The following is a 12,083-nucleotide window of genomic DNA, read 5'->3' as shown; positions in this document are numbered from 1 at the left end:
GAAGTTTACATTGTGCTTTCCATCAGGTGCTCCACCTTCACCTTTCCATTTATCACCAGCTGTATCTGAATAGGAGAGAAAAAATGAACTATCGGTTGAAAGCTTCCCGCTATCAACCCTACCAAAAGTTCGTCTAAAATTATCCGTTCCGAAACTTTGTTTGATTGAAAATCCTAGATTATCTGATGGTGAGAGGAGATTTGCGTTAACTACACCTGTAGATGTTGATAGAGAAAAACCTTTATCGGAAGCTATTGCACCCTTGTAAACATTTAGCTCACTAACATTTTCCATATCAAAAAGTTCTCCGCCACCCATACCATTTGTCCCAACAATACCTGTTAGCGGAAGGTCTTCTACCGTCCTGCCAATATGAAAAGCACTTTTTCCACGTATTTTGATATTCTGACCATTAGATATTCCAAGAGCATCGGATGTTTGAACATTAACACCTGGAAGTATGTCAATCGCTTTATAGTAATTTGTTTGAGCCGGGCCACCGATTGTATTGAGTGCTTTTTTACTCAATGTATTGGTGCTTTTAGCGTTATCAGGCTCTTTAGCATATATAGAATTGTCTTGTTCCTCGTAAGTTGCTTCTATTTTCTCTAGAGTGTAAGATTTAGATGCGTTTGTATCATTAGCCATGATGCTATAAAATGGTAATAGCAAGGCTGATGCTATACAACTTATTCTAATAAAATTAGAATTTGATTTTACGTTGTGATTCATGATAGTAATCCTTAAGTTTTTATTATTCTATATATCATATTTGATATAACGTTTTGTAAAAAAAACTTCTCCTCCCTGTTAGTGTTTATATTGGGGGAAGAAGAGTTTAATAAACCGTTTTTCCTCTTGATCGATCGGTTTGATCAGATCGGGATAAAACGAGTGGATAAGCCATCGTATTCCCATCAGCCGCATAAGCGAGGGTGGACGGCTAATATAGTTAAACGGTACGGTAGGGACGGTGAGCACGTGTCCTGTTTTAACGGCTCTGAGGCTTTGCCATTGCGGATTGCTTTTTACTGAGGATGCAAATGCCCCCTCCATCGCTACGATAACATCGGGATCGGCAAGTAGGATCGTTTCCATCGAGATTTTTTCCATCCCGTAGTTGGAAGACATTTTACAGTTGAGAGCATTTTTGGCTCCGCTGTAGGTGAACGGTTCGAGGTGAAACGACCCGTCGCATTCGCTGGCAAATCCGTCCAGACTTTCGGCGAAGTAATAACGGACATCTTTTCGGGCATTCACTTTGGCTTGCAGTGATTGGATAAGCCCCAACGTCTCTTTGGTATAGTGCATCAGTTCGGAAGCGCGTTTTGTATTTCCGGTGAGTTTTCCTAAAAGTTCAAATTGCCCTACGAGGTCGTTGATCGATTCATTATGTACCATTAACACGGGAATACCGAGCATGGAGAGTTTTTTTAATTCATTCTCTGCACCTGTCGATTTCCCCCACATCAGGATGACATCGGGTTTGATTGCGGCTATGTTTTCGAAATTAGGGGTTTGTCCTTGACCGAAATACCCACCTGCTACCGGTTTGGATGCGGCAACACCGACGTAGGGTTTTTGATCCTCTTTGAACGGAAAGTTTAGTGCCGCAACAAGAGAGGGATCAAATGCCGTTACACTGATGGTGATAGGGGGCGATACAGAATAAATTTTGGTGATTTTATCGGGTACGGTAACTACACGGCCGAAATCATCGGTAATACTCCGCGCTTCAATAATATTAGAAAATATTAATAGGAAAATGAAGAGAGATAAAAGTTTCATAGGGTTCCTTTATTGAAAATAGGAAGACAGCGGATGTGGGTATCGTGGACGATGAGGTCGGCTTCGATTCCGTAGACGCTACGGATCATTTCAGGGGTGATGACCTCCTCAGGCAGACCGTCGGCGATGATTTTACCGCCGTTCATGACTGCGACACGGCTGGAGACCAGCAGGGCATGATCGGGGTAATGGGTTGTTTTGAGAAACGTGTAGCCCTGTGAGCTGAGTGAGACGATCAGTTCCAAAAGACGGATTTGGTTGCCGTAATCCAGACCCGATACCGGCTCATCCATAATAAAGGTATCGACCCCTTGGGTAAGTGCGCGGGCGAGAAGCACCATCTGTTTTTGTCCGCCGCTGAGCTGACCGAAAGGACGGGATGCCAAATCAGAAATCCCGACCCTCTCCAATGCTTCATGGGCAATCGTATAGTCAGATGCTGATGGGGCGGCGAAAAATCCGAGTTTGGAGATGCGACCCATGATGACCATTTCTATTACGCTGTAATTGAATGGGACGTTGTTATACTGCGGAATATAGGCGATATGTTCTGCTATCTCACGGTGTGAATAGCGATGCAGGGTTTTTTCATTGAGCCATATTTCGCCCTGCGAAGCATGTATAAGCTTGAGGATGAGACGAATCAGGGTACTTTTGCCGCAGCCGTTCGGTCCCAACAGGCTTACTACTTCGCCGCGGCGGAGGGTAAAATCGATCCCCTCTAACACAGGGCGCTTTGGATAGGAAAAATGAAGGTCATTGACCGTGATGATTGGTTTTAGTTCCATGCTGCCCTCGCGTTTTTAAGTACGATGATAAAGACGGGGATACCGATAAGCGAAGTGAGAATCCCGATCGGGACTTCGACGCTGAATGCCAGTCGTGAAATCGTATCGGCGAGGAGCAAAAATGCTCCGCCCACTATTGCCGAGAGGGGCATCAGCAAACGGTGCGAAGGGCCAACCGCCATACGGATGATATGGGGGATGATAAGACCGATCCACCCGATTATCCCTGCCATGACGACTGAGAGAGAGCTTGCGATCGTCGCCAGAATAATGGCCCCCAGCCGAACCATCGTAACATTGATCCCCAACGCTTTTGCCTCTTCATCTCCCAAACTCATGAGATCGAAATATTTCCCTAAAACGATCAGTCCGATGACACTGGCGAGCATCGGAACACAGATGAGCAATACACCGTGCAGATCCGCCATGGTCAGACTTCCCATCAGCCAGTAGACGATAGCGGGAAGGGTACTGTACGGATCGGCGAGGTATTTGATGATTGAGAGCATCGAAGTGAAAAGGGCACTGCTGATGACGCCTCCGAGTACCAGCATCACGGTGGATCGGGAGTTGGTTACCATCGTGCCGATGAGTACTGCGACCCCGACGGCGACAAAACCGAATGCAAAGGCGAGTAATTGGACGACAAACCATTGATCCGAGATGAGCATTCCCATCGCCGCACCGAATGATGCACCCGCGAGTACTCCCAAGATTCCGGGAGAGACCAGGGGATTGACGAACATCGCCTGAAATGCGGCGCCCGATGTAGCCAGGGCAGATCCTATGAGGATGGCCAGCAGAACGCGCGGCAGACGGATTTGCAAGATGATGTTATCGAGCATCGTGTAGGTATCGTTTCCAGCCCCTCCGAATGCTTTAAATTGGAGATAGCTGATCAACGTATCGAGAGTGATCGGATATTGCCCCCAGAGTAGAGATAGTGTAGCAACAACGATCAAAAGGAGCGTCGAGCCGATTATCCAACTGATCGGTTTGATATTTTTCATCATAGCCCTTAAAACTTCAGATTGATGCTGCCATAAAGTCCGAACGGTGCACCCGTATTGTAGGTACTTGCCGTGCCGGTTGCCGCCAAGAAGTTATCGGCGGCATTGATCGTAGCGATGTATTTTTCGTTTGTCAGATTGGTAGCTGTCAGACGGAAAAGGGCGTTACGAGATCCCATAAACTGTGCGATACGGTATGCTGCGTCGAAATCAACAAGGGTAAAGGCATCTATCTTTTGGGTATTGGCAACATCTCCCCATCGACTGGAGGTGTAGCGGGCACTCGGGGTGAGCGTCCAGTCTCCCAGGTGATATGAAAGCGCCGCTTTCGCCATGTATTTCGGAGCGTCAGGGAGCTGTTTACCGTCGGTTTCAACGGTTGAAGAAGCTCCGCTTTGGAAGTTTTGGGTGAATTGATAGCGATTGTACGAGAGACCTAGCAACAATTCCAAATCTTCGCTGATCGGACCGTATGCCGAGAATTCCGCACCGTATCCAAGTGCATCTCCGACATTGGCAGGATAATTGACACCGAATGAGGGATCATAGATATTGGCTTGTTTGTTTTGTACGAACGAGACATATAGGCTCGGATTGAGAGTGAGTCCTCCGAGGGTTGTTTTAACTCCGAGATCGATATTGTCGGAGAGTTCCAAATCGAGTTTGTCCCATAGCTGTTGCAACGTGACGTTTTGAGCTACAAAACTGGCACGATTGGAAATATAGGTCGGGAAAAGGTTAACGTCGAACCCATAGGTACGCGAATAATCGAGATATGCCATGGTCGATGGAGAAATCGTATATCCGAGGTAGAGCGACGGAATAAACGTATTAAAAGTTTTAGCATCTACGCTTGCCCACGGATCGATGGCAGTCGATGCGATTGCGGCATCATAGTCTGGATTTGCTGCAGATGTTTGATTACCGTTGGTATGGCTTTTAAGCGAGCCGAGTTTAAACGTTTGGTATTGTGCACCGGCAACATACGTAAAACGGTCGATCGTACCGCTGATTTGGGCAAACGGTGCTTGGAGCGTATGATAGTCGTTATCGGCGAGAACCGCATAGCCATCAAATACCAAAGCACCGTTAACCACTCTGTATTTGATTTGATCGCTCGGAGGCCCGGGAGGGAGCTGCTTGTGGTACCAATACCCGATTTTAGTTTTCAGCGCTTCGGAAAACTCATGATCGTACGCTGCGGTTGCACCGTAGAGGTCATGCTCCATTCGCCAGTTCATAACACGCTGTTTGGCGGCAGTTGTATCGAATTTGGAGAACCAATAGTCTCCCTCATCTTTTTTATAATACGGTTTGATCGTGATTGCATCATTCGTAGTCGGCTTGTATTCGAATTCTCCCAAAAGAGCCGTAGTCAGGAAACTTTGTTTGTTCCAGTCGTAATAGTTGACATCATTGGATGCGCTCGGTTGAGTCATGGCAAAATCTTTGTTGAAATTAGCCCCTAAATTATTCGCTTCGGCGTATGAGAGGTTATAGTAGTTGTGGTGATCGTCTGAGTTACGGATAGCGGTTACTTTGGCTTTGAACGTATTTGTAGGGGTGTAGGTCAGGCCGAGAGTACCGTTGAGACGTTTGAGATCGCCTTCGCCTTTGGTTTTGTCATTAGAGAGATGGGAGAAAGAACCGAATACCGCAACATCGCCGATTTTACCCGAATCGAAACGTACAAAAGTACGTTGGAAATTATCCGAACCAAATGATTGGGACACTTCGGCTCCGGCTTTCGATTTTGCACTCAGGAGATTCAGATCGACTTTACCGATGAGGCTGGAGAAGCCGAGGTTTTTATCGGCTGGGAGATACCCTTTGAGCAGATCGATCGAACTGACATTTTCCATATCAACGAGTTGTTTTCCCCCTCCCGGATTGCTGGAGATCGGCATACCGTCGATCATATAGACACCGCCGGGACCGCTTTGGCTTTTTCCGCGTATACGGATAGGATCATGATAGGAAGGTTCGTTTGATCCGGCCTGATCGACAGGGGTAAAGTTGACTGACGGCGAATAGGCGATAACGCTGTAGGGATTCATATTCGCCTGAGTCGAGAGGGTGGCGATACTTTTGGTACCGAATGATTGATTTGCACCGCTTTGATTGCTATCGAGTATCATTGCATCACCATCATCGACGGTGTCAGTAATAACGATTCGCTCGATCCCCAGCGGGTCTGCGGCGAGTATCGCACATGCGGCGAGAGAGAGAAGGATAGGTGAGAGTTTCATTAATTGGCTCCTAATAGATTTTTGACTTGTTCATCGCTGAGTTTTACATGTAAGAAAAGGTCATAGAACTCTTTTGTTCGGACACTCAGGTCGGCTTTGTACTCTTTTGGGTGGAACAGATGAGCCAGCCATTGGATTCCGATCACCCGCATAAACGACGGCGGCCGGTCGATCCAGTTAAACGGCTGGATAGGGACGAGATAAATACGGCCGGATTTAACAGCGCGCAGATTTTTCCAGAGCGAATCCTCTATCAGGTCGTTATAGACAGCTCTGTTTTGGACAATAATGACATCCGGATTGTAGGTAAGAAGTTTTTCAAAATTGATTTTTTCCAGGCCGAGTAGACCGCTTTGTTGGCATTTATGGACGTTCTCGCCTCCGGCAAAATTAAGCGCTTCGACATGAAACGAGGTATCGCATTCGGTAGAAAGTCCATCGGTTCCTTCTGCGTAGTAGTAGCGTGTCGGTTTGGCTTTGGAGACGCTGGTATGGACTTCATCGATTATTTTTTGAGAGTAGTTGGCTAGGATATTTGCCTGTTTGCTCTCTCCGATTGCAGCACCGGCCAGACGAAAAGCGCGAGGCATATCGTTAACTTCACGGAACGGGATCATAAAAGTCGGCAGATGGGTTTTTTCGATTTCACGCTGTACGGTTTGCACCATCATATCGTCTTGCCAGAGTAAAACCAGTTGCGGTTTGTAGGCCATCAGCGTTTCGAGATTGATACTTTGACCGCCGCCGTGAAACGATCCGATTACCGGAAGGGAAAGGAATTTTTGATTGAGGAAGTTTTCATTGGCCCCATTATTGGCGTTTTTTGCAGCAAAGTTCAAACCAATCATTTTATTTGGATTGAGCGCATAGATGAGATAGTTCATCGGCGGAGATGAACCGAAGACTCGATCGGTTTGATCCGGAAGTATGGCGGGATGCCCGTCCATATCCGTCACAGTTTTCGCGTGTGCAGCGAGAACGATCACCGATAAGAAGAGGATTTTCAGAAACGTATTCATAAGATTCCTTTAGGATTTGTGTAAGTTAAATGCGATGGGGATACTCAGTTCAAAGGTCTTTCCCAATGCGGGGTAATCACCGCTGAGGCTGAGAATCGTTTGAATCGCTTTGGTGTCCAGAAGAGTACTGCCGCTCGTCGTGATTATTTTTGCGGCTTCTACGATTCCGTTAGGTTTGAGTACAAACGATACCACCACAATACCCTCGATACGAAGTTTACGAGCGATTGCGGGGTAGGTGATTGCATGTTCGATCATAGCCCGTATATTTCCCAATGCCGCTCCGCCGATTTCGTTGCTGGAAACTAGGTTTCTTGGTAATTCGTTTTCAGATTTGGAGGAAACACTCTCATGAGGAGAATCAATGAGTGATGATGGCGGAGTCGATAACACTGGAGCAGGTGGAGCTAGAGGCGCGGACGCCTCAGAGGACACCGAAGGAGTTAATGACGGTATCCTCTCAGGGGTCGTTTTTAGGGTCGGATGCACTTCTTTCGGTGTACTTTTCGCTTTAGGCGTCGTAAGGGTTTTCGGTGTTTGTTTCTGGATGAGCGAATGTTCCATTACATTTCGATCACCGGAGGTAGAAGTGAACTCCGAGAGGGAGATGATGACTCTCTCTTCCTCCGGTTCCATCAGGATCGGATGGGTTGTCATAAAATACAAAATTCCGGCTAATACCGCACTGTGAACAGCGAATGAAGCGCCGAATGATTTAAATTTTAATAAGAAATTCTTATGTTGTATCTTTTCTGATATAACGATTGAGCTTAAAAAATACATCTTAATTTTCCTCAATTTTGATTTTATTCCATATCGATATATACGGATGACGTTCGATCGGTGCGACGGTCGTTCGTCGGTTGATCATTCGAATCGAAAGCGGCTCGATCCAGTTCCAGAACTCTTCGATACACTCAGACGGCATTTCCAGATCATTGATCGTTTTTTTATACATCATTAGCCAGATCTCTCGTCCTTTTTCATCGATAGTGATATGAAAATGGCGCATTCGTAATGCAGGATGACCATGCACAGGCGTGTAATGTTTTTCTCCTCCCAATGCCTCTACAAAAAAGTCTGCCGTTTTTTCCGTCGCAAAGGCAAACATTGTATCATCCGCTGGGAAGAGATTACCGATGACACTTTTACGTAATAACCCATGATGGTAGCGGACCATTTTACGGATATTTTCTTCTCCCCATTGCTGATAGAGCTTAGTTGTCGGAAAAGGAACTACAGGGTAGACAAAATCGATTTTGGCTTCGGCGGTATTGGGTGTCATACTGGCAGGTTCGAACGGTTTGGTTCCGCAGGCACTAAACATCGATACCGGTTTTCCATCAGACATTAAGAGATTCATTTCATTTCCTTTTACTCAAATATAGATAATATAGGTAGGGCATCAGGGGAGATGACAGGTTTTATTGAATAACCGCAGACAAACCTTCCTGTCATCTCTGCTCATGCCCCGCAGGGGCACAGATTAAAATCGGTAGTTCGCTTCCAAACGCATTTCGCGGTTAGAAGTTTCAGCCGTTGCCAACGTTGATTTTTCATTGTTTTGATCCATCAGACGGGCTTTGAGTTCCGTCCCTTTCCAGCTGCCGGAAAGTTTATACACGACATCAAAGTTCCATTGACGGGTATCACCGTTTCCGTAGGCTCTGTCGGTCATACTTTGGTACGGCTTTTTACTCGGGTCACGGTTATAATAGGCGTAGCTGAGCATTGTACTTACGCCCGACACGATGGCATCACAGTCATAATCAAACTCTGCTTTATAGGCGGTTGTATTCGCATTCCAATCGGTTTGCGTCATACTGCGTGTATAGCCCTGTGTCGGGAATCCGCGCCAAGGAGCGATCATATCCCCGCCGCCGTCCGTATGGGATGTTGCCAGCAGGAATTTTGCCGCACGATAATTTGCGGTTGCCCGCAGTGCATAGAGATAGGTGTCTACACTGTTATCGCTATCGTAATTGTTTGCTTTTGGCAGGATAATATCTCCGGCTCCTTGATCGTATTGTTTCATGTACAAACCGCCGAAGCCGAGGATAACATCGCCCGCTTCCAGTGCGTAATTGGCTTCGAGACGGAGATGATCGATCAAATCCGGCCAATGCATCACCCATCCTTGGAGCTCGAGATTATCAATCGATTTATTCGTGACGCCGACAATGCTGACATTGGGAGCATCTCCGTGCCGTACCGTAGCGGTACCGTATCCGGTATCATAATAGTTGCTGATTTTTGTCGGCGTATCGAGCGTTTCGGCCATGCTTCCGAAATAATCCATTCCCCGTTCTTTTATCTTGTCAATATAGTCCAACTGTATAGTTGTGTTGAGAATATCTTTGGAAACAAAATCAATCCCCTCATAGGCGATCGGGATCATTTTGGTATCGTTAGGAGACATCCATGGGTTAGTCACGAGCATACGACCCGCTCTGATTTTGCTTTTGGCGATATCGTATTGCAGATATGCTTGCGCTAAAACGGCGTATCCGTCACCATAGCTGTACGCCGATCCTGGACCGCGAGCAAAAAGGTCTTTTGAGGTATTGGCATATTTTCCATCCTCCGCTTCTGTCCATCCGCCCGGATTCTGTGTGGTATACAGACCCGTTCCGAAACTAAAACCGTACAACGGTGCCGTTTTATAGATCAAACTTCCCCCTACAGCAAATCCGGTTGCGCTGTATTTGGCGTCATCATCCCAATCGGTCACAAAATATTGGGCTCTGAGACGGCCGTCGAGTTTCCCCTCTTTAAATGCCGATGCCAAATCATCTGCCGCTTGGGCAATAAGACAAGTTCCTAAAATAAGTGCTGTAGTAATACTGAGTTTTGTCATTTGATATCCTTATATGTTTTTTGATATAACGATGCAGAAGCAAAGTCATTTGGCTGTGTCTGTCGTAATCATGCCTCAGGCGAGGCCAAGTTATTTTTTCGGTAAACCGTATCCGCTCGCTTTTAAAATTTCTAATGCTTTGGCAGAGGACATAAATCGGAGGAATTTTTTAGCGGCGATCTGATTTTCAGGGGTACCGTTTTTGAGCCCTACCATCGCCTGATCGATTGTGTTATACGATTTAGGATCGACTTCGACCCATTTACCGACATTTTTCATCTCAGGTGAGAGGACGATGGATTTTGCCATAAACCCGATATCGACCGCTTTTGTTGTTACATAGCTTCCTACTTGGGAGATGGATTCCGCTGTGACGAGTTTGGATGCGACAGCATCGGCAACTTTGTAAAATTTCATCGTGTTCATGGCTTCTGTACCGTAAGGGGCGGTTTTAGGGTTGGCAATAGCAATCTTTTTAACGGATGGATCTGTAACAACCGCAACACCTTTAGAGAGATCAGCACCGGTATCGCTCCAGAGGATAAGTGTTCCGTACGCATACACTTGAGCCGGAGTCGTTGTAAACCCGCCTTGAGAAAGTTTTGTCGGAAATTCGACATCGGCAGAGAGAAACGCATCATACGGTGCACCGCTCATGATTTGCTGTGTAAGTTTTCCGGAAGCACCGGTGATGATTTTGACACCGATTCCGCTCTCTTCAGTAAATGCTTTAGCGATGTCGGCAACAGCATATTTCATATTGGCTGCAGCGGCAACAGTAATCGTTTGCGCAGCGAGTGCGGAGGCAAACGCGAGGGATGCCAATACAATTTTAATCAGTTTCATGGAAACTCCTTAGTATCTGTTTTGATATAACGAAAATTACAAATTCACTTGTGCAAAAACGGTTCGTAAAAAAACGTGACATTTTCGTTGTGTTTTGTAAGATATAACGAATTATAAGAAAAAAGTCTTAAACTTGTCCGACAGTTGATCAAAATATGTTATAAAAGTATCATATTGTGATAAGGCATTTTGTAGTATTATATATCGTTAATATATTGCTTTTATTTTTTATCTCAATTCTGTTTTCTGAGTAGAATATTGACAACTGAAAATATATAAAGGAAGATTTTTGAAAATATATTTGCTTAGAGGCCTTGGACTATTTGGAATCTTGCTTTTTCTTCCGTTATTCCTTTTTACCTTTTCTGATCCCACAATCATTGAAAAATCGGGTAAAGATTTTATTGAGTGGAAACTACAGAGCGAACTAAATGAAAGAGTCGATTTTATTAATTCATCTCAATATAAAACTGTTGAAAAAATCTTTGTCAATTCTTCCAAAGATTTACGTCTAAAACTAGAAAAGGCTAAAGATAAACTGGCAGATTTTACGCAATCAAAATATAATGAGATTGTTGAGAAATTAACAATGGATATTAGAATATTTCTTGGTGTAAACTCGCTCGTGTTTATCTTATTATTCTGGGTATCATTTTTGAAACCGCAAGCCACTGAACATTTGTTTTTACCCGGCACACTCATATTTTTCTCCACAGCCATTAGCTCGTATTTTTATCTATTTGAGCAAAATTGGTTTTATACAATACTCTACAATGATTATGTCGGATTTGGGTATCTAGCCTATCTCGGGCTAGTTTTTGCAATCTTATGCGATATCGTTTTTAACAAAGCGAGAGTAACAACAGAAATCATAAATTTTATTGCAAGTGCTATAGGAAGTGCATTTAGTGTTGCGACTTGTTAAGCTAAAACGATTGTAGATTCTTGTTCAAAAGTGAATAAAGGAAGATTGATTCCGTTCGCCCTGAGCTTGTCGAAGGGTGCATATTCATGGTTCGACTAGCTCACCACGAACGGGGAAAAAGGTGTTTGTTATTCCCGACTAGATTGGGAATCCAGCTATAAGCTAAATCTCCATTTAAGGAGGGGAGATTAGGAGTCTAAAAATGCTTCGATTTTCATTACATCGTCATATATATCTTTAATAAATTTATCTGGGATTAATCCAAGATTTTTACATTCGCGTTCAAAGACTTCTTTATGTTCAAGTATCGTAATTTTTGTTTAAGCCAATATACTTTTAGTGTACCCATCGCTTCTTTCATTCCATCTTCATTAATAGATTTAGACATCCCTATTTCTGTACCATCTGATCCAACTATGGCTTTACAGGCTTCTAGCAATTCGTTATACCCATTGTGTTCTAAGATTGTTTCCAGCTCAATGATTTTATTCATTTGATTTCCTTTGTATTGATCGAAAGACAATTTTAACAAATATAATTGCCAAAAGTTATTAACTATTTTGCATTTTTTAATAATTTGATTAGAAAAACTGGATTCCCG

At 44.6% G+C, this 12,083-nt stretch carries 12 protein-coding genes; 1 reads left to right on the top strand and 11 read right to left on the bottom strand.

Annotated features, from left to right (window positions below; translation table 11 throughout):
- From PHP90_RS02485 to modA, 10 genes are all read right to left on the bottom strand, one after another.
- The coding region (locus PHP90_RS02485; RefSeq protein WP_299924732.1) for a TonB-dependent receptor plug domain-containing protein at positions 1-732 on the bottom strand (732 nt) is incomplete at its 3' end.
- A gap of 78 nt (positions 733-810) precedes the next feature.
- Positions 811-1,788 (bottom strand): ABC transporter substrate-binding protein, encoded by a 978-nt coding sequence (locus tag PHP90_RS02480; RefSeq protein WP_299924729.1) that lies wholly within the window; start codon positions 1,786-1,788, stop codon positions 811-813.
- Positions 1,785-2,576, bottom strand: a complete 792-nt coding sequence (locus PHP90_RS02475) for an ABC transporter ATP-binding protein (protein WP_299924726.1) — start codon at positions 2,574-2,576, stop codon at positions 1,785-1,787. The genes PHP90_RS02480 and PHP90_RS02475 overlap by 4 nt, the downstream gene beginning before the upstream one ends.
- The gene (locus PHP90_RS02470; protein WP_299924723.1) at positions 2,567-3,586 is read right to left on the bottom strand and encodes an iron ABC transporter permease; all 1,020 of its coding nucleotides are present in this window, start codon (positions 3,584-3,586) and stop codon (positions 2,567-2,569) included. Before PHP90_RS02470 ends, PHP90_RS02475 begins: the two co-directional genes overlap by 10 nt.
- Before the next feature lie 8 nt (positions 3,587-3,594).
- Positions 3,595-5,835 (bottom strand): TonB-dependent receptor, encoded by a 2,241-nt coding sequence (locus tag PHP90_RS02465; RefSeq protein WP_299924721.1) that lies wholly within the window; start codon positions 5,833-5,835, stop codon positions 3,595-3,597.
- Positions 5,835-6,854, bottom strand: a complete 1,020-nt coding sequence (locus tag PHP90_RS02460; RefSeq protein WP_299924719.1) for an ABC transporter substrate-binding protein — start codon at positions 6,852-6,854, stop codon at positions 5,835-5,837. The genes PHP90_RS02465 and PHP90_RS02460 overlap by 1 nt, the downstream gene beginning before the upstream one ends.
- Before the next feature lie 9 nt (positions 6,855-6,863).
- Positions 6,864-7,637 carry an energy transducer TonB gene (locus PHP90_RS02455; RefSeq protein ID WP_299924717.1) on the bottom strand — a complete coding sequence of 258 codons (774 nt, stop codon included), beginning with the start codon at positions 7,635-7,637 and terminating at the stop codon, positions 6,864-6,866.
- Between the two features lies 1 nt (position 7,638).
- Complete coding sequence (locus PHP90_RS02450) at positions 7,639-8,217, bottom strand: globin (protein ID WP_299924714.1); 579 nt, start codon at positions 8,215-8,217, stop codon at positions 7,639-7,641.
- A 123-nt stretch (positions 8,218-8,340) separates the two neighbouring features.
- Positions 8,341-9,711, bottom strand: coding sequence for an OprD family outer membrane porin (locus tag PHP90_RS02445; RefSeq protein ID WP_299924711.1), 1,371 nt, complete (start codon positions 9,709-9,711; stop codon positions 8,341-8,343).
- 90 nt (positions 9,712-9,801) lie between these two features.
- Positions 9,802-10,557 carry a molybdate ABC transporter substrate-binding protein gene (modA, locus tag PHP90_RS02440; RefSeq protein WP_299924708.1) on the bottom strand — a complete coding sequence of 252 codons (756 nt, stop codon included), beginning with the start codon at positions 10,555-10,557 and terminating at the stop codon, positions 9,802-9,804.
- A gap of 289 nt (positions 10,558-10,846) precedes the next feature.
- Here modA and PHP90_RS02435 point away from each other — a divergent pair, with 289 nt between their 5' ends.
- On the top strand, positions 10,847-11,482 hold the full coding sequence (locus PHP90_RS02435) for a hypothetical protein (protein WP_299924705.1): 636 nt from the start codon (positions 10,847-10,849) through the stop codon (positions 11,480-11,482).
- 256 nt (positions 11,483-11,738) lie between these two features.
- Here the strand turns inward: PHP90_RS02435 and PHP90_RS02430 are convergent, their stop codons facing one another.
- Complete coding sequence (locus PHP90_RS02430) at positions 11,739-11,975, bottom strand: hypothetical protein (RefSeq protein WP_299924702.1); 237 nt, start codon at positions 11,973-11,975, stop codon at positions 11,739-11,741.
- Positions 11,976-12,083 lie beyond the last annotated feature (108 nt).

It is taken from the genome of Sulfuricurvum sp. (assembly GCF_028712165.1).
Classification (GTDB): domain Bacteria; phylum Campylobacterota; class Campylobacteria; order Campylobacterales; family Sulfurimonadaceae; genus Sulfuricurvum.
The sequence above is the reverse complement of the archived record's forward strand: the minus strand, read 5'-3'. Positions and strand labels throughout refer to the sequence as shown.